Annotated in this window: 23 protein-coding genes; 14 read left to right on the forward strand and 9 right to left on the reverse strand. The window is 59.2% G+C overall.

The window, feature by feature from the left end; all coding sequences use genetic code 11:
• Positions 1–1008, reverse strand: a complete 1008-nt coding sequence (locus LDL32_RS03470; protein ID WP_233064533.1) for a xanthine dehydrogenase family protein subunit M — start codon at positions 1006–1008, stop codon at positions 1–3.
• Positions 1005–1511 (reverse strand): (2Fe-2S)-binding protein, encoded by a 507-nt coding sequence (locus LDL32_RS03475; RefSeq protein ID WP_233064534.1) that lies wholly within the window; start codon positions 1509–1511, stop codon positions 1005–1007. Before LDL32_RS03475 ends, LDL32_RS03470 begins: the two co-directional genes overlap by 4 nt.
• A 602-nt stretch (positions 1512–2113) precedes the next feature.
• Here LDL32_RS03475 and LDL32_RS03480 point away from each other — a divergent pair.
• From LDL32_RS03480 to LDL32_RS03490, 3 genes are all read left to right on the forward strand, one after another.
• Entirely contained in the window at positions 2114–2497 is a 384-nt protein-coding gene (locus tag LDL32_RS03480) for a hypothetical protein (protein ID WP_233064535.1), read from the forward strand.
• A 102-nt stretch (positions 2498–2599) separates the two neighbouring features.
• A complete protein-coding gene (locus LDL32_RS03485) occupies positions 2600–3103 on the forward strand; it encodes a ferritin-like domain-containing protein (RefSeq protein WP_233064536.1) in 504 nt (167 codons plus the stop codon).
• 447 nt (positions 3104–3550) lie between these two features.
• The gene (locus LDL32_RS03490) at positions 3551–4855 is read left to right on the forward strand and encodes an MFS transporter (protein WP_233064537.1); all 1305 of its coding nucleotides are present in this window, start codon (positions 3551–3553) and stop codon (positions 4853–4855) included.
• Positions 4856–4876: 21 nt separating this feature from the next.
• Here the strand turns inward: LDL32_RS03490 and LDL32_RS03495 are convergent, their stop codons facing one another.
• Positions 4877–5413: a sugar O-acetyltransferase gene (locus LDL32_RS03495; RefSeq protein ID WP_233064538.1), complete on the reverse strand. Its 537-nt coding sequence runs from the start codon at positions 5411–5413 to the stop codon at positions 4877–4879.
• A gap of 60 nt (positions 5414–5473) precedes the next feature.
• Positions 5474–5818 (reverse strand): hypothetical protein, encoded by a 345-nt coding sequence (locus tag LDL32_RS03500; RefSeq protein ID WP_233064539.1) that lies wholly within the window; start codon positions 5816–5818, stop codon positions 5474–5476.
• Between the two features lie 68 nt (positions 5819–5886).
• Here LDL32_RS03500 and LDL32_RS03505 point away from each other — a divergent pair, with 68 nt between their 5' ends.
• The 5 genes from LDL32_RS03505 (at position 5887) to LDL32_RS03525 (ending at position 9920) form a co-directional block, all read left to right on the forward strand.
• Entirely contained in the window at positions 5887–7008 is a 1122-nt protein-coding gene (locus LDL32_RS03505) for a metallophosphoesterase (RefSeq protein WP_233064540.1), read from the forward strand.
• A 513-nt stretch (positions 7009–7521) separates the two neighbouring features.
• Entirely contained in the window at positions 7522–7809 is a 288-nt protein-coding gene (locus LDL32_RS03510; protein WP_233064542.1) for a hypothetical protein, read from the forward strand.
• A complete protein-coding gene (gene exbB, locus LDL32_RS03515; RefSeq protein WP_233064544.1) occupies positions 7806–8546 on the forward strand; it encodes a tonB-system energizer ExbB in 741 nt (246 codons plus the stop codon). Before LDL32_RS03510 ends, exbB begins: the two co-directional genes overlap by 4 nt.
• A 16-nt stretch (positions 8547–8562) precedes the next feature.
• The gene (gene exbD, locus LDL32_RS03520) at positions 8563–9066 is read left to right on the forward strand and encodes a TonB system transport protein ExbD (protein ID WP_233064545.1); all 504 of its coding nucleotides are present in this window, start codon (positions 8563–8565) and stop codon (positions 9064–9066) included.
• A 101-nt stretch (positions 9067–9167) separates the two neighbouring features.
• Positions 9168–9920: a TonB family protein gene (locus tag LDL32_RS03525; protein ID WP_370636744.1), complete on the forward strand. Its 753-nt coding sequence runs from the start codon at positions 9168–9170 to the stop codon at positions 9918–9920.
• 108 nt (positions 9921–10028) lie between these two features.
• On the opposite strand, the gene LDL32_RS03530 is transcribed toward LDL32_RS03525, so the two are convergent.
• Positions 10029–10886: a LysR substrate-binding domain-containing protein gene (locus LDL32_RS03530; RefSeq protein WP_233064547.1), complete on the reverse strand. Its 858-nt coding sequence runs from the start codon at positions 10884–10886 to the stop codon at positions 10029–10031.
• 89 nt (positions 10887–10975) lie between these two features.
• Between LDL32_RS03530 and LDL32_RS03535 the strand changes: the two genes are divergently transcribed.
• On the forward strand, positions 10976–11677 hold the full coding sequence (locus LDL32_RS03535; RefSeq protein ID WP_233064549.1) for a haloacid dehalogenase type II: 702 nt from the start codon (positions 10976–10978) through the stop codon (positions 11675–11677).
• Positions 11678–11698: 21 nt separating this feature from the next.
• The gene (locus LDL32_RS03540; RefSeq protein ID WP_233064551.1) at positions 11699–12490 is read left to right on the forward strand and encodes an aldolase; all 792 of its coding nucleotides are present in this window, start codon (positions 11699–11701) and stop codon (positions 12488–12490) included.
• Here the strand turns inward: LDL32_RS03540 and LDL32_RS03545 are convergent.
• The 4 genes from LDL32_RS03545 to LDL32_RS03560 form a co-directional block, all read right to left on the reverse strand.
• Positions 12478–12729 carry a hypothetical protein gene (locus tag LDL32_RS03545; RefSeq protein ID WP_233064553.1) on the reverse strand — a complete coding sequence of 84 codons (252 nt, stop codon included), beginning with the start codon at positions 12727–12729 and terminating at the stop codon, positions 12478–12480. The two genes, LDL32_RS03540 and LDL32_RS03545, sit on opposite strands and share 13 nt — an antisense overlap.
• A 32-nt stretch (positions 12730–12761) precedes the next feature.
• Positions 12762–15182 (reverse strand): TonB-dependent receptor domain-containing protein, encoded by a 2421-nt coding sequence (locus LDL32_RS03550; protein WP_233064555.1) that lies wholly within the window; start codon positions 15180–15182, stop codon positions 12762–12764.
• A gap of 873 nt (positions 15183–16055) precedes the next feature.
• Positions 16056–16550, reverse strand: coding sequence for a hypothetical protein (locus tag LDL32_RS03555; RefSeq protein ID WP_370636631.1), 495 nt, complete (start codon positions 16548–16550; stop codon positions 16056–16058).
• Positions 16551–16587: 37 nt separating this feature from the next.
• A complete protein-coding gene (locus LDL32_RS03560) occupies positions 16588–17325 on the reverse strand; it encodes a S24 family peptidase (RefSeq protein WP_233064559.1) in 738 nt (245 codons plus the stop codon).
• 215 nt (positions 17326–17540) lie between these two features.
• Here LDL32_RS03560 and LDL32_RS03565 point away from each other — a divergent pair, with 215 nt between their 5' ends.
• The 4 genes from LDL32_RS03565 to LDL32_RS03580 are packed head-to-tail and all read left to right on the forward strand — an operon-like array spanning position 17541 to position 19895.
• The gene (locus tag LDL32_RS03565) at positions 17541–17846 is read left to right on the forward strand and encodes a helix-turn-helix domain-containing protein (RefSeq protein WP_048852497.1); all 306 of its coding nucleotides are present in this window, start codon (positions 17541–17543) and stop codon (positions 17844–17846) included.
• Complete coding sequence (locus tag LDL32_RS03570; protein ID WP_233064560.1) at positions 17843–18679, forward strand: ParB N-terminal domain-containing protein; 837 nt, start codon at positions 17843–17845, stop codon at positions 18677–18679. Before LDL32_RS03565 ends, LDL32_RS03570 begins: the two co-directional genes overlap by 4 nt.
• Entirely contained in the window at positions 18676–19140 is a 465-nt protein-coding gene (locus LDL32_RS03575; RefSeq protein ID WP_233064562.1) for a hypothetical protein, read from the forward strand. Before LDL32_RS03570 ends, LDL32_RS03575 begins: the two co-directional genes overlap by 4 nt.
• A complete protein-coding gene (locus tag LDL32_RS03580; protein WP_233064563.1) occupies positions 19140–19895 on the forward strand; it encodes a hypothetical protein in 756 nt (251 codons plus the stop codon). Before LDL32_RS03575 ends, LDL32_RS03580 begins: the two co-directional genes overlap by 1 nt.
• Positions 19896–19912 lie beyond the last annotated feature (17 nt).

Raw genomic sequence — 19912 nt, forward strand, 5'->3', positions numbered from 1 at the left:
TCAGCAGATGGTCTTGTCTGTCTGGGATTGCGGCGTGCCGGATGCCGCCTGCCACAGCGCGCGTTCGACCACGCGTGGGGCCAGCCTGATCTTGGCGGCGTTGTCACGGTCCGCCACGGCGCCGCGCAGAAGAAGTTCGGCCACATCGCGGAACAGCGCATGCGACGGCGGCCTGCCATTCAGCAGTGCCTCGGCTTCCGGCACGCACCACGGTTTTGTTCCCACGCCGCCCAGTGCAATGCCGCCGCGCCGGATCAGGCCATCTTCCACCTGCAGGCCCACGGCCACCGAGACGATGGCAAAGGCAAACGACAGCCGGTCACGGATCTTGAGATAGGTATGATGCGGACCGAACGGTGCGGGGGGCAGGTCGATGGCAGTCACGATTTCACCGGGTTGCAGGATATTGTCGCGCCATGGCGTATCACCTGGCAGGCAATGGTAGTCACGCAGGCCAACCGTGCGTTCACCCCCCGGACCATACAGGTTGACCGTGGCGTCAAGTGCCGCAAGCGCGATGCACATGTCCGACGGAAACGTGGCGATACAGTCATCGCTCGTGCCCAGGACGGCCATGATCCGGTTACGTCCGCCACGCGCGGCGCACCCCGTGCCGGATGCGCGCTTGTTGCAGGCCATGGCGGGATCATAAAAATAATGGCAGCGTGTCCGCTGGTTCAGGTTGCCGCCATTGGTGGCGATGTTGCGGATCTGCGGACTGGCCCCCGCAAGGATGGCGGAGGCAAGCAGGGGATATCTCTCGACCACAAGGGGATGGGCCGCCGTATCGGCATTGCTCACCAGCGCGCCCAGGCGTAGGCCGCCATCGGGCCGGGCCTCGATACGGGTCAGTGGCAGGGACTTGATATCGACTACATGGACCGGACGTTCAACATCCGATTTCATGAGGTCAATCAGGTTTGTCCCGCCCGCAAGGAAGCGTGTGTGTTCCATCCCGCGGCAGGCTTCCCGCAGGGTGGCGGGACGGGAGTACGAAAAACTTCTCATGCCGCCTCTCCGGCCGGGGCGGGATGCTGCCGGGCCACGACGCGTTCAATGGCGTCGATTATGCCGTTATAGGCCCCGCAACGGCACAGGTTACCGCTCATGAATTCGCGAATTTCCTCGCGGGAACGGGTATGGCCTTCTTCCAGCAGGGCTATGGCCGACAGGATCTGCCCGGGCGTGCAGTAGCCGCACTGGAAGGCATCTGCATCAATGAAAGCCTGCTGCATCGGGTGCAACTGCCCGTCCTGGCTGATCCCCTCTATCGTCGTGACCATGGCATCCGGAATCGAGACGGCCAGGATGAGGCAGCTTTTGACACGCTTTCCATCCAGCAGCACGGTGCAGGCACCGCATTGCCCGTGATCACATCCTTTTTTCGTGCCGGTAAGGTCAAGCCGTTCCCGCAGCAGGTCCAGCAACGTGACGGATGGCGGCAGACCGGCATCATAACGCTGGCCATTGATCTGGAGGCGGCAGGGCACGGCATCAGGCACAGCGGTCATGGGAGGGCGCTCCAACGGTTATATGGTTTTTGCGGATCAGTATTGGCTTAAGCAATCCAGGCGGCGGCGGTTGCGGCGGTATGTGCGAAACCGGATGCATAAAATTTTTCCTGCGTGGCACATGACTGCCGGCCGCCGCCATAACCGGCAGTATGCGGAATTCATGGCGCGAAGAATGGTTCCGTACGGAAATCCGTCAGGTAAATATCGGAATTTTCATATAAAACCATTTTTCGGGAATGATATTACACCCATGCCGGAAGCACCCCTTACCGGGTACAGGGGCATAGGTTTGGCCCGTACAGGTAGATACGGACGCCACGGACCGGCAGTATCCCTGCCATTTTCCGTTGAAGATGTCTGACATATCCATCTGCATTGCAATGCTCCTGACTTACATCGTCAAGCATATTACAATATCCAGGCCACGATCGGCTTTAACATGAATTTATAATTGAAATATTTTAAATATACCATAATTTCTTTATTTACAGAAATATCATCTTTTTCTCTGATTTTTTGAAACCGGGTTCAGGCCGGGTGGTTTGTCATGGGACGGTCGGATGAACGACCGTTCCCTATCAGAAAAAAGGAATAGACAGATGGCAAATCAGGGCGGCAGCCATGAACAACACGTCAAGGCCGGTGAACAGAGCCACAAGAACACCGGCACCACGCATGGCGAAAAGAACGAAAGCACCCACAGCACCGGTACCCGGGGCGGCACACACGAACAGCACGTCAGGGCCGGGGAGCAGAGCCACAAGAACACTGGCGCCGCGCATGATGAAAAAAGCGCGGATACGCACGGAACCGGCACCCGGGGCGGCACGCACGAACAGCACGTCAGGGCCGGGGAGCAGAGCCACAAGAACACCGGCGCCGCGCATGATGAAAAAAGCGCGGATACGCACGGGACCGGCACCCGGGGCGGTACGCACGAACAGCATGTCAAAGCGGGCCAGCAGAGCCACAAGAATACCTGACATCACGCCGGATACCGGGGATGACGGCAGCCGCCATCCCCGGACACTGAATGCCCTACGCCATTCAGGCGGACGGCATGTTTCCCGAAATGGAGAAGATCAATGAGCCTGTTTTCAAAACCGATAGAGACCCTTGATGATCTGTTCGTGCATACCCTGCAGGACATCTATTATGCCGAAAACCAGATCGTCAAGAACCTGCCCACCATGGCTGAAAAGGCCGCGGCGCCGGAACTGAAGGCCGCCTTCCAACACCATCTGACAGAGACGGAAGGCCACGTACGCAGGCTGGAGCAGGTATTCCAGATGCATGACCAGCCCGTCAAAGGGGTTACATGCAGGGCCATGGATGGAATCCTGGCCGAGGCAAAGGAGATTATTGGCGACTGCGATGACCCCGAGGTCCGTGATGCTGCCATGATCTCGGCTGCCCAGGCTGTCGAGCATTATGAAATAACCCGTTATGGCAGCCTGATCGCCTATGCCAGACAGCTGGGTCGGCCGGACTGCGCGACGGTTCTGGAGCAGACACTTGCGGAAGAAAAATCTGCGGACCAGACACTGACACGCCTTGCACAAGCGGGCGTAAACCAGCACGCCGCCTGATGGTCGATCCATTTTCAACTGAAAATCCTGTTCAGCCGGTGCGCCAGGACCATCAGTCCCTACAGGCCGGAAACCGGACGCTGCGCGGTCTTGCATGTCAGGGATGTTCTGGATCCTTTCCTTCATGGTCCGGGCATTGCCTGCGAACACGATGACAAGGGCGTCACAGGCCCATTCCTGATCAGGAATGGTGAGCGGCAGGTCCCTGCCATCATCACCGTACAGGATGGGCAACATGCCACGGGGGCTGATACATCGGGCCTACATCGTCTGTTTAAAAAAACCTGTTCGCCATGATTTTCAGGCAGGCCGGACCCTTCCTTGCGTTTCCGCGGGCGGGCAGTTCCGCTCCTGTTCAAGACATACCGGCTCCGGCTGAATGGCTTGTCGTTTTGCCAGCGCATGATAGCGTACGTCCGGATCAGGAATTTCGTGAACAGGTTAATAATGGCAGACAGGCAGGCGCTTCCCCTGAAGGAAAGGATGGCTTACGGCTGTGGTGATGTCGCCTCCAACATGATGTGGGGCATGACATCATCCTATCTGATGTATTATTATACGGACATATATGGTCTGCCGCTGGCCGCCGTATCGTGGATACTTCTGGTGGCCCGTGTTGTCGATGCCTTCTGCGATCCGGCCATCGGCTACGCTGTTGACCGTCTGGGCGGCCGGATCGTGCCACGACTGATCCGGGTCCTTGCCATTCCCTTCGGCCTGACGGGCTTCATGTGCTTTCTGGCCCTGCCGTTTCCACCTGCGGGCAAGATCCTGTGGGCGGGAGTGACCTATATCGCATTCGGTGCAATCTATTCGTGCATCAACACGCCCTATGGCGCGCTGGCCGTCATGATAAGCCGTTCGGCAACGCAGCGCGTCGGTCTTAATGCATTCCGCATGATGGGCTGCCAGGCCGGGTCGCTGTTTGTGGCGCTGCTGACCATTCCCGCCATAACGTGGCTGGGTGGGGGCGACAGTGCGGCGCAGCACCGGCATGGCATGGCGCTTTATGCGCTGACGCTGTCGGTTCTGGGCAGTGTTTTATGGCTGTGCGTGGCGCGTGGCTGCACCGTGCGGCACCCGCCTGCGCCCGTGCGGCAGGATCTGGTGGTAACGCTGCGCCATCTGTGTGGAAACCGGCAGTGGGTGCTGAGCAATCTGCTCGCGTTCTTCTATTTCGTGGGGCAGGCGGCGCTTTTCGGGTTTGCCCTGTATTACGCGCGCATCATCCTTGGCGGTACGGAGCAGCTGGGGGCCAACATCATTACCTTCATCACCGTCCTGCTGTTTGCGGGCGTGCCAGCATGCGTTCCGCTTGCCAGACATCTGGGGAATATCCGCAGCGGGATCACATGCCTGATGGTGCAGGGGATGGCCTATCTGGCCATGGCCGTGGCGGGCACGTCCATGACCGGTTTTTTCCTGTCCGTCAGTTTTCTGGCGCTGGCGCAGGGGGTTATGTCCCCGCTGTATTATACCCTGCTGGCACAGGCGGTGGATGATGGTGATCCGCGCACCTCGACCGGGTCGGCAGGACTGGCGTATTCGATCAATACATGGGTCACCAAGCTGGCGATGGGCCTGACCGGCTTTGTTCTGGCGCAGTTCCTGTCACAAGGCCATTACATTGAGGGCGGGGTCATTCAGCCACCGGAACTGCCGGTATGGATTACGGCGGGATTTGTCTGGCTGCCGCTGGGGGCGGTATGCGTGCAGGCCCTCTGTCTGCTGGCATGGCGCGACAGGGGCTGAGTCTTCTGCCTGGCCGGGTCATCAGCCGCGTAACACCCGTGCCGGATTACCCGCCACCCTTGCGCCGGTGGCGACATCGTGCGTGACGACGCTGCCCGCCCCGATAATCGCATCATCCCCGACTGTAATGCCGGGTAAAATAATGGCACCCCCACCGATCCAGACATTTCTGCCAATGGTGACGGGGTGGCCGGATTCCAGCATTTTCTTGCGCAATTCGGGATCCCGGGGATGATCGGCAGCAAGGATCTGTACGCCGGGGCCAATCTGCGTGCCGTCGCCGATTTTGACCGGCACTACGTCAAGCACCACGCAGCCGAAGTTCAGGAATACGTCATTGCCCAGGAATATGTTATAACCGTAATCACACCAGAACGGCGCGCGTACGGTAGCGTTCCGTCCAACAGCACCCAGCTGCTCATGCAGAAATCCATCCCGTCCGTTATACCGGGCCAGCCATTGGGCACAGTGCGCCATGTCGCGCTGCAATTCGGGGTCGCTGGCAACATACAGGTCGCCCGCCAGCATCTTCTGCTTTTCAGTCCGTCGGGACATCATATCGGCTCACGCAGTGCCGCGCGGCGACGGAGCAGGCTGAAAGTCCGAAAATCGAATTTTTCACCCCTGCCGTTCCTGCAACAGCAGGTCGCTGATGATTGCCCATGCCCTGTCCATCAGGTCATCGTGCATTCGCTGGTCTCCGCAAATGTCAATTCTTGAGCACATCCATACCAATCTGGAAAGACCTTTTACCAACAGGTTCCGATGTGTTTGGATGTTCCTGAAAGTGTCGGCCCCTGCATGCCCCGCCACCTGCGTCTGGCCCATGATGAATGGCAGCACCACTGTTCGCCCGGTGGTCAAAGCCCGGTGCATGGCAATGTTTCTTTGGAAAAAACCGGATGCGGACATTCCCCCGGGCATTTGTGATGCAAGGACAGACATCTGACCGGTATGTGCCATACTGCATGCCCGGGCGTAGGGTACAAAAGGCGTACCCCCTGCGCTTTCATGCAAGGATATCGATCATAATGCGCCTTGTTGTTTTCAGTCTGCCCCTTCTTGTCGTGATCCTGAACTGGCTCTGGCCGTTACCTTTGCCTTTGGGCCTGAAGGGGCTTGCAGCCGCCTTGGTGGTCGTAGCCGCACTTTACCACTACTGGTCCCGGCTTTCCTCGGGGTCGGTCTTTGCGCCGGAATTCCCCCGGCCTGTGGTCATCCTGTTCAACTGGGCGTTCGGGGCGATCGCATTTCTTACCCTGTTCCAGATCGCGCTTGATCTCGAGGCATTGCTGGTTGCGCTGGTAATGTGGCAGCCGGTGCATATCCCGTTGGCAGCGCGGATGGTCGCGGGTGGTCTTGCCGGGGTGCTTTCCGCCATCGGCGTCGCCAATGCACTGCGGGTGCCGCCGGTCAAGGACGTGAGCGTGACCATTCCCGGCCTGTCGCCAGCGTTTGACGGCTATCGGCTGATCCAGCTGACCGACATGCACATCAGCCAACTGTTTCCCGCCAGATGGGCACGGGCCGTTGTGGAGCGCACCAATGCAGCCGGGGCCGACCTGATTGTCGTGACGGGCGATTTTATTGACGGCTCGGTAGCCATGCGCCGGGCAGACGTGGCACCGCTCGCATACCTCCATGCACCGGATGGCGTTCTGGCGGTCCCGGGAAACCATGAATATTTCTTTGATTACACCGACTGGATGCGTCACCTGTCGGAACTGGGCCTTCACATGCTGCTGAACCGCCATACGGTCATTACAAGGGCAGGGGCCAGACTGGTCATTGCCGGCGTTACCGACCGGTCGGCACCCGGGCATGGACAGGCTGGTCCCGATCTGGCCGCAGCCCTTGCAGGCCGTCCCGCCGGGGCGCCGGTCGTACTGCTGGACCATCAGCCCGGAGATGCACGGGCCGCCGCCCGAAGTGGCGTCTCCCTTCAGCTGTCGGGGCACACGCATGGCGGGATGATCCTCGGTCTCGACCGTCTCGTCGCACGCGGCAATAACGGGTTCGTCTCCGGGCGCTACGATCTGGGGGCCATGACGCTTTATGTCAGCAATGGCACCGGGCTGTGGCCGGGCTTCGCACTCCGGCTGGGCAGGCCATCTGAAATCACCCGTTTCCATCTCCGGGCGGATAAGGTCTGACCCGGCGCCTGATTGCAATGACCCCGGCCACGGGGAACGCCCGATCGCGGTACCAAGGCAGACGTTTTCGGCCTGGGGATTATGGCCTGCACAATGGCATGCCGTTTCAGGGCAAAGCCCGGAACCTGCCCGGCCAGCGGTGTCCTGTCCCGGCTGCGCGGGTGCGGATGCCGGCTGCCATGTCGGCGCGAACCGCCATGTGAACGGCACGGTAACCTGTAGCCGGTAGCGTGTGAAAAACAGCCCTCCCGTTCGTCTTGGCAGATAGAGAGGATGTTCCGGCAGCCGTGGCGGGGTGTGCATGCGTTTTCCGACGCGTCAAGGGGGGCATCATGCGATGGGACGGAACGGACAGGAATGGTGCAGAATTAATTTGCGATTGATTCTCACAATCATTATTGTTCTTTTGTCCGTATGACACTTCATACCCTCCGCCGCCGGTTCACCGTCCATGAGTGGACCGGCCCTGTCTTCACCATCTTCCTTCTGGCCGTGTGCGTAACCGGATTGCCAATGTTTTTTTCCGAGCAGATTTCCAACAGTTCCGTCGGGAATGACGACCGGACCCATGACGTTCTGCCACCCGGCACGCCCGTCGCCGTGCCACGTATCGCAATCTGGCCATGGCCGGACGCACCGGGCGCATTGACCGCCCCCGGCCTGCTGTCCGCCCTGCCGGGCCAGTACGGCAGCTGGCCCGTCCTGCCCGGGGCTGCTCTTGCCATTCCCCCCATCGTGACGGTCGCCTGCCTGATCCGGGCATGGCGTAGCAACCCGTCTGTCAAAGGAGGTCGTGCATGACCCCGATTTCGTTCGCCCCATGGGACATGTTCCTCAACGCCGGTCCCGTCGTCCGGTGCGTGATGAGCCTGCTGGGTATCGCCAGCATGCTGACATGGACCATCTTCATCGCCAAGTCGGTCGAACTGCTGCGCGTGCGCCTGACATTGCGCAAGGCGGAAAAAGCGCTGGAGGAGGCCAATACCCTTGATCTGGGCGAGGAATGGACCCGCACCAACACTTCCATCGCCCACACTCTGGTCATGGCGGCCGAGACCGAGCGCAGCCGTTCGCGCGACATTCCCGATGATGGCGAGGGGCTGAAAGAACGCATCGCACTGCATCTTGAACGGCTGGAAGCTGCCGAAGGACGCAGGCTGCTGCGTGGCACCGGCATGCTTGCCACCATCGGGGCGACATCGCCCTTCATCGGCCTGTTCGGCACGGTGTGGGGCATCATGACGTCATTTACCGGCATTGCGGCCAGCAGGGCGACCAGCCTGGCCGTGGTGGCCCCCGGCATTGCCGAGGCCCTGCTGGCAACCGCCCTTGGCCTGGTTGCCGCCATCCCGGCGGTGGTGATCTACAACCACCTTGCCCGCCAGACAGCGTCATGCCGGGCGCAGGTGGCGGACCTGGCCGCGCTGGTGATGCGCCTGGTCTCACGCGATCTGGGCCGGACGCGGATGGTCATGGCGCAGGACCATGTCGTGCGGCTGGACCCGCAGTTGCGCAACGCCCTCGCGGCGGCGGAATGAGGGAAGGAGACGGATCATGGCCATTCGTATCCGCCACGCTGATGAAAGTCCGCATGAAGCCAGTGAAATCAACGTAACACCATTCATCGACGTGATTCTGGTGCTGCTGGTGATCTTCATGGTCACCGCCCCGCTGACCACGGTGAACGTGCCGGTAGACCTGCCATCATCTACCGAAAAGCCCGCGCCGCGCCCGGATGCCCCGGTATTCCTGACTGTCAGGGCCGATCATGGTCTGGCACTCGGTGAAGATGACGTCACCATGGATGGCCTGGTGGGCGCGCTGGAGAGTGCGACCAGGGGCAACAGGGATGAACGGATTTTCCTGCGCGCCGACAGAACGGTGGATTACGGCACGCTGATGGGCGTGATGGACAGGCTGCGTACCGCCGGATACCTCAGGGTAGCGCTGGTCAACCTGCAGCAGCAGGAGGAAGGCAGCGCCGCGGGCATGGCGACCGTACCGGGCGCTGACCGCGCGCCCCGCGTGACCGGCAGCGGGGCAGGGGACGCACCGTGACGGTCGCGACCGACATGCGGGCTGCGGCGCAGGAGCCTGCCACGCCTTCTTTCACGCACTGGCAGGAAAACCGGCACCGACAGGCCCGGCACGCGGAGACCATGCGCTGGGGCCTGTCTTTTCTTGCGGTGCTGGCGGTAACGGGGGGCACGGTGGCATGGGTCATGCGCCTGCCCCCGCCGCCCGTGGCAGTACCCGAACCCCCGCCCGCGGCCATCGCGATAGACATGGCGCCCGAACCGGTTTCCACCCCCACACCGTCGACTGATGCGCCGGTCGGTCCTAGGCAGACACTGTCCATTCCCGATCCAGCGCCGGCCGAGCCACCCAAAATCACAGCCCCGCCGTCGCCCGCGCCCAACCCGCCGGTTCCGGTGCCCGGACCCGAGAAACCGCGCAAGGTGGTGAAGCCGCACAAACCGGTCCCGCAACTGAAAAAGCCCGTTCCGGACAGGACACCACCGGCCGAGGCCACGACCGCGCCGCCATCATCGGACGCGCGGCTTGCGCCAGCACAGGCAGCACCCGCGCCCGGTTCCCCTTCAGCCCATGCAGCCCATGACCCGCTGACATGGCAGGGCGCGCTGCTGGCGCAGCTGGAAAAATTCAAACGCTACCCTATCGCTGCAATGAGCGATCGGCAGGAAGGCGTGCCCACCGTGACATTTTCCATGGACCGCGCGGGCCGTGTGCTCTCGGTCAGGCTGGCCAGCAGTTCCGGCCACCTCATGCTGGATCAGGAAGCCATCGCACTGCCCAAACGTGCCCAGCCATTACCCGTCCCGCCCGACAGCGTGCCGGGGGACCCCATCACGCTGACCGTTCCGGTTGAATTCTACCTTCATCAGAACTGATCTTGATCGGTCGCGAAAGATTATGGAACATGCCTGTATTGTCCGGCCATCGTCATTACGCACCTGATTTCGGCTGTACCTGCCCCGGCAACGCTTGCCCGTCCGTTTTCAGGGTGCAAGACTGTCGATCAGGAATGCGCCCAGGGCCCTGGCCTCGGCCGAGAGCTTCGACTGCCCCTTGACCAGCGCAAGCTCGGAACTGGGCTGTGGCTCGAAGCCTTGCGCGGCGCTGAGTACACGGTGCTCGGGCAACACGGCATCCGACGGCAGCAGGCTGATCCCGAGACCCGATGCGACCGCTGCCTGCACCCCCATCAATCCCTGGCTTGTATAGGCAATGCGCCAGCGCCTTCCACTGCGTTCAAGGGCACGGATTGCCCGGTCACGATAGATACATCCCACCGGGAAGACCGCGAGGGGGACCGGATCGGCTTCGACGGCGCGTGCAGCGCCTTCCACCCAGATCACCTCTTCCGTCCAGCTGGCCAGGCATGCCCCGTCTCCCGGCTCGCGCTTGATCAGCGCCAGATCGATCTCGCCGCCGTCAAGCAGGCGGCGGAGTTCGGCGCTCCAGCCGCTGATCGTATCCAGCCGGAGATGGGGAGAGGCTGCGGAAAAGCCCGAGAGCAGGCCAATCAGCCGGCGGCCCGCAAAATCTTCAGGAACGCCTAGCCGAACCGTCTTTGGCGCTGACGGCCTGCGCATCGCTTCCGAGGCTTCCTCGGCTGTCAACAGCAGCCTGCGGGCATAGCTAAGCAGAAGTTCACCGGACTCCGTCATCCGGACACCCCCTGTCGACCTGTCGCGCAGCAACAGCGTCTGTCCGATATTGGTTTCAAGCTTCTTGATCTGCAGACTCACGGTTGACTGGGTCAAATGCACCCGTTCTGCCGCCCGGGTGAAGCCACCGGAATCAACGACAGCCACAAATGTCCTGAGAAGATCGAGATCGAAACCGAACGTCATTTTAAAAACCAATAAAGATTATTTCGACATTTAATTTCCAAATGACCTGCCAGTTTGTCAATATCCCCGCATCAACGGAGATAACGAATATGGCACTTTCGGGCGCCCGGCCGGGCTGGCTGACCTTTGACTGCTACGGAACATTGATCCAGTGGGACGAAGGGCTGCTCGCGGCAATGGATCGCATCCTGTCCACCAAGGGCGACAACATCGACCAGCGGGCATTCATCGACATATACGACCGCCATGAGCATGCGCTGGAGAACGAACGCCCACACCGGTCATTCAGGCAGGTGAGCGCTCTGGCGCTGGAAAAGGCGATGGGTGAGTGCGGACTGGCCTTCCGGCCGGAAGATGCCGAGATCCTGACTTCATCAATCGGCAGGATGCCGCCGTTTCCCGAAGTCGTCGAAACCCTTGGGCGACTGAAGAATGCAGGTTTTAACATCGCCATCATCTCCAACACCGATGATGCGATCATTTCAGGCAATGTTGCCCAGCTCGGCGGCCATGTTGACCGTGTCATCAGCGCCGAACAGGCAGGCGCCTACAAGCCTTCCGCGCAGATTTTCCGCCATGCCTGGAAAGAACTCGGGATAGGCATGGACGAGCTCGTGCATATCTGCGCCAGCCCGCATCTTGACCTGGCGGCCGCCCGCGAACTTGGATTTCGCAGCATCTGGGTGGATCGCGGCACGGGGCGCAGGCCGCTGGATGACTACCACGCCAACGAAGTCGTTCCAACGCTTGACAGGGTACCCGGCGTGCTCGCTGCCGCCGGCTGGATGTAACGGATCATTGCGGAGAGAGATATGGCTCACGAACTGAATATTCCCAGGGTCGCCCCGACCGTGCCGCGCGACCTGCCGCTCGATACGGACGAGATCAGGAAAGCCCGGGCGGATCTGGCCGCTACCCTGCGTATGGCAGCAAGGCTCGGTCTTGAGGAGGGCATCTGCAATCACTTCTCGGCGGTCGTTCCCGGTCATCCCGATCTCTTTCTTGTCAACCGCCTTGGCTGGGCCTTTCAGGAAGCTACGGCCTCGTCGCTGCTGATCTGCGATTTCGAGGGTAACGTGGTGGCTGGTGATGGCGTGCCCGAGGCAACCGCATTCTTCATCCACGCACGACTGCACAAAATGTCGCCGCGCGTCGGAGCGGCCTTCCACACACATATGCCCAATGCCACCGCGCTCAGCATGATCGAGGGCGAACCGCTTGTCTGGGCGGGCCAGACGGCGCTGAAATTTTATGGCCGTGTCGCGGTCGACGAGAATTACAACGGTCTGGCCCTCGACGAGCGCGAAGGCGACAGAATTGCCGCTGTCCTTGGCGATAACGACATTCTGTTCATGAAGCACCATGGCGTCATGGTCTGCGCCCCGAATATCGTCGAGGCCTGGGACGACCTTTACTATCTTGAGCGCGCTGCCGAGGCGCAGCTTAAAGCCATGAGCACCGGGCGCCGTCTCGTGCCTGTTTCACCAGATGTCGCCGCTGCTGCGGCCGGGCAGATGCGCAGGGGCGATCCGGAAAGTGCCCGGTTGCATCTGGAAAGCATTCGACGCATCCTCGACCGGGAGGCTCCGGCTTACCGCAAATGAGCCCGGACCCGCTTCCCGCCAGCGCTGGTGTAATGTTCAGGCGCCGTGCTGATGACGAAGGCGCCAGCCGCCACCACGATAATCCGCGCCGGGTGACACGGGCCCGGGCAGCAGGTGCGTGCCCGGGCCGGAGGGCGGATGCCCCGGTGTGCCATGAGCAGGGGCAGCGCCACCAGCGGGGGCGCTGCGGAAACCTGCCGCGTTGCCAGCATGGCCATGCCCGTCAGCGTGCCTGACATGGCCTGTCTACGGGTCCGTATGGCCCGTCTTTTCAGAAGCTTGCGCCAACAGTCAGGAAGAACATGCGCGGTGCCATCGGATATGCCGTGTACTGCCCGCTTGCCTGTGATGTGTTGAGGGTGGACCAGGCGCGGGTATTGGTCAGGTTGGTGATGTTACCCTGTACCTTGAGTCCCTGCACATGCGGAATACCCTTGATGGTATAACCGGCATTGATGCTGAACAGGGCATAGGATCTGACCGAAAGATCGTTGGTATAGGTCGTATAACGGCGGCCGATGACATCGCCGATGAACTGGCCGTAGAAATTGCCCCAGTTGGTGGAGGCCACGAATTTCTCGGTCCAGTCAGGCAACCCGACGACGTTCTTGCCAGCGGTCTGCACCCGCGTCGTGCCCGAGAAATAATCGTCGTTATAGACGGATTTGTTATAGGACAGCGCATTATAGAACGAAAAATGCGGGCCGAACTGCGCCGTAAACGAAAAATCCATGCCATCGGTCGAAACGGAGCCGACATTGGTCAGGATGGTGGATGACCCGATAATGTAGGAAACGTTGCTGTTGTAAGCCGATGAGGCCACGGCAAGCAGGCGGTTGGAGAAATGGACGTGATAGTATTCAAGCTGCCCGCTGATATGGGTAAGGGGGCCGAGCCTGACACTCCGATTGGTACGCAGACCGGTTTCATAGGTCCATGACGTTTCGGGCTTGCCATTTTTCTTGAAGTTTTCGAACGCACTCTGGCTGGTCATGCCCCAGGGGCTGGCATTGCCATAGCCCGTATCCTGGAACGAACGCATGTTTTCCTGAATGTTGGCAAACCACTGCTCATGCGGCGTAAAATTCCACAATGCGCCAAAGGAAGGCAGGAAGGGCCTGACCGCTGCAATCCGGCCGCCCGGAATGGTCTGTGCGGTTTTGGGAGAAAGCGATCCTGGCAGGGCCGCAACCGGCAGGGTGCCATTGGTATAGACCAGTTCCGACTTGAAACCCGCATTCAGCATGAAGTTTTTGGTAATCTGCCAGCTGTCCTGCAGGTGCGTGGTCCAGGTATTGGTATAGAAATAGTTGGTGTACTGGTGGATCAGCGGATTCTGCTGCCGGTCATAGGGCGTGGTGGGATTGTTGATGTCAAAGGCATACCAGCGCCGGGCCTGGGTGTTGTCGTTGCGCTCGTACCAGCCACCCAGTTCGATATGGTGGTGCCCGACCTCGTACCGCAGGGTTGACATCAGGCCGCCCCGGTTATCCCAGTATTCGGTCGTGCGTGTCGCCATGCCCGAGCCACCGAATACGTTGGACAGGTCGGATGCGGACGCATTGGGGAAATAAGCCCCGAAAAGGGTAGGCAGACCGGCCGCGCTGATCGGACCGGCCACGACGCCTTCACCCATGTCATGATGGTAGTATATCTGGTTGGTCCAGTGGAGGTGTGAATTAAAATCATGCGTCCACTTCGTATAGGCCAGAAAGTCCTCACGCTGGGCGTCGGAATAATAATTGCGATAATTGTTGCCCGCTATATTGGCCGAATTCTTGTAATAATTCACGGCTTCGTTCAGGTTGGGATACAGGAACGGACGCACATACATGCTGCCCCCCGATGGTTCGACAATCCCGTCCTCATTGGGTTCAACCTTGTCGGACAAGTCAAAGAAAGTCGTGATCCTGTCTTTCGACCCGTCATGCACGAACTTGGCGTTGACCTGATTGCCGCCCTGATGGCCGGCAAAGTCCCATGCCCGTGCATCCTGCCGCGCCCATGAGACATAGGCCGAGTTGTTATGGCCAAAGTCGCCTGTATCAACCCGGGCAAAGGTGCGGAAGGTCGACCAACTGCCAAAGGTCTGGGAAAGCTGGCCACCCGCCTTGTGCAGCGGGTCCTGCGTGGTGAATTCCAGCGAACCGCCCAGGTTGCTGGTCGAGGCCGTACCCAGCGCGCCGGCGCCCGTTGCAACGGTAGCGGAACCGATATTCTCGCTTATGGCCGCACGCTGGGGGGAGAGACCGTTATAGTTACCGTATGACTGGTCGCCCAATGGCACGCCATCAAGCGTAAAGCCAAGCTGGTTCTGGTTGAAGCCATGAATGTAGAGTGATGAATTCTGTTCGTTATTGCCCCACGGATCAGCATTTTCAAACACGACGCCCGGCAGGATTTCCAGTGCCTTGACCGGGTTGATGCCGGGCAGGATGCGCTGCAGCTGGGTGCGGTTGACAGTCTGTTCGGAGCGTGTGCGACGGGCGGTTGCCATGATCTGCTCGACATTGGCAGAAGAAGACCGCGCATTATCTTTTGGTGCCCCATCTACAGTTTTATGCGGCGCCCGTTCAGGCTTTTTATCCCTGAGGGAAGGCTGGACCGTCTGTGCATGGGCTGTGGACAGCGCCAGGGCAGAGCAGAACAGGCCAAAGGCAACATGACCATTACGCAGTAACTTCGTCGGCACCTGATGGTCTCCTGAATTAGAATACAGGTCATCATCTATCGGCGCATTTATGCCATTTCATGTGAAGGTTTCATGACGGTGCGGTAACGCCACACCAGGGGAATAAACCGTTTTATGCGCATGAATTTTTTATGACAGATACTTATATAATATTTTAAAATGTCAAATTATTACTGTTGTGCCTTCTGGCTTGCATGAGATGTTTTATCAATGGATAACACTGCATTCTATTTAAAAAATTTATCGAATTATCCATTGATTTGGATAGTTGCCATACCGTGCCGCACACCTGCAGGGAAAGCGGGCTTCAGCCTGTCGTAGCGTGTTGCGATACCCCTGAATCAGTCTGACAAAGAAGCGTTCAATTCCGTTTCTGCTCATGTAAGGAAAAAAGCGGTTTTTTACTTTCACCATGACCGATATGATTCCCCATTCCTGTCTTAAAGTGGAACCACGCAATATGTTTGTCGGCAATGAAGCCCGGGCCGTAACTGCATCCGGGATCAGGGCCCATGTAGTGAATTGAGCGACGATTGGTAATTGACGGCCCTGTACGGTGGCAAGGCCGTCAATTGCCTGTTCTTGCTGTCTGAAAATCAGATAATGTAGTTTGCGCCATTTTTTTCCGTTGGCGCATCGGATACCGCGGGTGAATGACCATCGCATTCCGGCCGGGCCTATCCATCTGATCCTTGACGGGATTGGTGAAAAGAGGCGCCAAAGCCCTATGCCCCCCCCACATGCCGCTGCATGACCGCTTCATCCGCTGGAGCCGCCTCGATATCTGGGCCGGAGCTTTACTGCCCTGACGGAACGGACAGACGGGGGGCGGCACCTGATGCACGGCCCATGCGCCTGATTACGGGCATGCTTCTAAAACCTGTCGTCGGACTGGCAGATTTCCAGTGCCATACCAGCAGCCTTCAGTTGTTCATGTATGGCGGGCCTGATCTGTGCATCCGTCAGCACATGATCGAAAGTATCGAGACTTGCCAGTCGGTAGAGCCCACCCATGCGGAACTTTGAACTATCCACCAGCAGGACCGTCCGATCACAGATATCCATGAGGATACGCTTGATCTTGATGGTGTCCGGGTTGTTCTGGAAGGCGGTGCCGTCATGGATGACGGACGTGGACAGGAACATTGTATTGGCATGCAGGCTGTCACCGGACAGTAGGAACTGAACTTGGAGGTTATCCGGGATTATCTGGGCCAGACGGGGATTTCGGGGGATGGGTCGGCTGATTTCTGCCGGGTGCGGCGATTGCAAGGGTCGCGATGTGGATAACTTGCGGGGACAGACAGAGTGGAACTTGTCCCGAGTTATCCACAGATTGAGACAGTAGGAATGGAACCTGACTGTCAATTTGGTAGGGGCGTCCTGAACGTCTCTTAAAGACCTCTTAGAAGTTCAGTTGGAAGCGCCCTACCACACGTCCGATGATGCGCATGTCTGCGTCCATATCGGTGCCCATCCATCCTACGCGGTCCAGAGGAACCTGGAAAGGCTGGTAGCGCGGGTTGTCGCTGCTGACGGATATGTTGAATGGGTCTTTCATGGAAAGGCGCTTCACCATGAGCAGGCCCTGTATGGTGATTACATACACGGCTTCAACAAAATTCTCAGTCTCATAATTAACCAGAATAGTATCCCCGGCATTTAGGGACGGCATCATGCTGTCGCCCTGAATGCGGACAAAGAATACCTTCCTGCTAAAGACACCCAATACAGAGCTTAGGAATGACCGGGATACAGAATAACTCTCTGACCCTACCCATTCTTCTGGAATATTACCGCGACCGGCAGATGGTTCCGCGTCAAAGAACTTCACTTCCAAAGAATCATCGGCAGAGTTGGCGGCCGGGATACTGGCTACAGCGCCGTTGCCGGTTTCTGGACTGCCCTTGCCCTCAGCAAGCCAGTCCAGAGGCACATTACATGCCTTTGCCAACGAGACTAGCGCACTCACCCTCATCTCACGTCCCGCCAGATAAGCGTTGAGCGTTCCGAACGGAATGCCCGATCGGTTGGAGACCCGACGATTGCCGCCCGCATCTTTTACTGCCTGCTTGAGGCGCTGGGAGCGTTCTTCAATGAGGCGTTTCAAGATTTCAGGGTCGGAATTCTCTTTATGAAGCATATTCTCGGAGCCGGTAACTTTATCTAGTGTTATTTCAACGAGTTATCCCGAACGAGAAAGATTACAGAAAATTTAGGTTCGGAATGAGGAATATTGGTTCCACGAATGAATAACCTGCGTCATACTCCGGCTTATCGGTATCGGATTAGTCTCCGACCGATGGTTGAAAAGAAAGGGCGGTTGCCGCCGCCCTGAATCGAGTTAGGAGTATGAGTATGGCACAGAAGCCATGCGGAATGCACGTGGAAGACATCAAGTCCGCACTGCGCCAGCAGTACGGCAGTCTTGTCAGCATTTCCCAGCAGTTGGGCCTGAACCCCAACGCCATCAGCGCGACCCTTTCCCGTCCTGGCTATTCCGTCAGGACGGAGCGGCGCATTGCCCAGCTTCTGGGCATGAAGCCCCATGAGCTTTTCCCTGATCGTTTTCATGTTGATGGCTCCCCGATTTCTTATGTCGTTGATCGGAAACCTACCCGCCGCATTCCGGCCAGTCTGCGTCAAAACGGGGTGGCGGCATGAACGTCAAAAAGATCAAGCTGGCGGATATTGATCCCCGGATTGAGGGGCGCATCCGTCCGATCAATGAAGGCTATGCCGAGATACTGGCAGCCAGCTTTGCGGAGCGCGGGCAGGATACCGCCATTGAGGTCCGGCACGGATCGGGCGAGGAAGGCGCGCCCAAGTATATTCTGGTTGCCGGTGGCCACCGCTTCCGTGCGGCGGAACTGGCGGAATGGACTGACATCAACGCCAGCATCAGCAAGCTGAATGCCGATGAAGCGCGGCTCAAGGAGATTGATGAAAACCTACTGCGGCAGGAACTGGATGTGCTGTCGCGGGCGCGGAGCCTGTATGAGCGGAAGGAGCTTTATCTTAAGCTACACCCGGAAACGCAGCACGGCGGTATGAGGAAGGCAGATCAAGTTGCAACGGTTGCAACTTGCCCAATTCCCCGCTTCGCGGTTGACGCTGCCGCCCGCATGGGCGTGAGCGAACGCACTGTGCATGGGTATATTTCCCTGTATCGCGCCCTTCAGCCGGAAACGGTGAAGGTGTTGCAGGGCACCGCACTGGCCGACGACCGTGCGGAACTGCTGTATATCGGCAAGATCGAAAGCCCGATTGAGCAGGTTTCCATCGTCAAGAAGGCGCTGGAAGCCGAGAAAAAGCCGTCTGAACTGGCCATTGACCCCACGCCTATCCCGACCGAAGCGATGTGGCTCAAGCTGGGCAAGAAAGAAGCGGCCCGCGTGCTGAAACTGGACATGCCTGCGCGGCGCGTCCTGCTGGATGAACTGGTCAAGGCCAAGGTCATCACCCGCGATCAGATTGTTATGGAAGGTGCGGCATGACCCGACATTCCGATGCGCCGCAGCAGCTTTCCCTGCTGGACTGGGTGCCACCCAATCCCGTGGTGCGGTTTGACCCGCGCCTGATCCGGGCCAATCAGTTCACGTCGCGCCTGTCGCGCGCCATTTCCGTATCGCTGGAAACGTGCGGACGGACGCGGGAGCAGATTGCGGAAGAAATGTCTGCGATGTTGGAGCGGCCCATCAGCATCAACATGCTGAATGCGTATGCCAGCGTGCAGCGTGAGGGTCACCAGATCAGCGTGCCCCGGTTTGATGCGCTGATTTCCGCAACACATGACCGGCGGCTGCTGGAATTCATGGCGGAGCCGTTCGGCTGGGCCGTGATTGAGCGGCGTTACCTGCCCGCCATCGAACTGGCGGCGGTTTCTGAACACAAAAAGGAGCTTACGCGGCGGGAAAATGCCCTGCGGCGGCAGGCTATGCGTGGGGGTAGCTGGTGATGAACGATACGACGAAAAAGGGCGCGCAGCAGATGCCGCATCGTGAAATCTTCCTCCCCGAAGGCGCTGGAAGTCTTGGCGGCCGGAAGATCGACTCGCTGGAACTGGCGGAGGAAGCGGTGAGCCTGCTTTGCAGCGATATCCTGCGGGAAATCTGCACGACGGGGCATCTGACCACGGCAACCTATGAAATGGTGACGGAACTGTCGATTGCGCATGGGGCATTGGCGGAAATGATCGGCATCATTTATCCCGATATCAGCATTGAACGGCTTGCGGAAGGTATGGAGCCGCAAGGAATGAAACCGCTTGCGGCCGATTTTTGCGCTAGCGCCGGGGTGGATTTTGGCTCTGACGCAGCGGCGGTAAAGGATCATGCGGACCGCCGGGCATTTGTGAAGGCCGTGCAGGACGAGGCGCAGGAAAAAGCCGACGCGACCCGCAAAGCCATGTCCATGCAGGCGATGATTGATGAGTTAAATGTATGGCGCGATGCCTATTGCGGTTGCCGCGGCCTGCTGATGGAAGTTGTGCAGATGCTGGCGCGCAATCCGCTCGCCATGACTTCCATGATTTCCACGGATGAAAAGGCTGTGCAGCGCGTCATGCGCCTGATTGCATCGCCTCACGCTGTTGCCGATATTCTCACCATGCAGGTTAACCCTGAGCGTCGGGAGGAATTTTCCAATACCCTGACGGCTGAAATGCGCATCAGCGGGTGGCCGGAAGCGGATGTATCCGATGCTGACGCGTGAATGGGCAACCGTTCGGG

It is taken from the genome of Komagataeibacter sp. FNDCF1 (genome assembly GCF_021295335.1).
GTDB lineage: Bacteria > Pseudomonadota > Alphaproteobacteria > Acetobacterales > Acetobacteraceae > Komagataeibacter.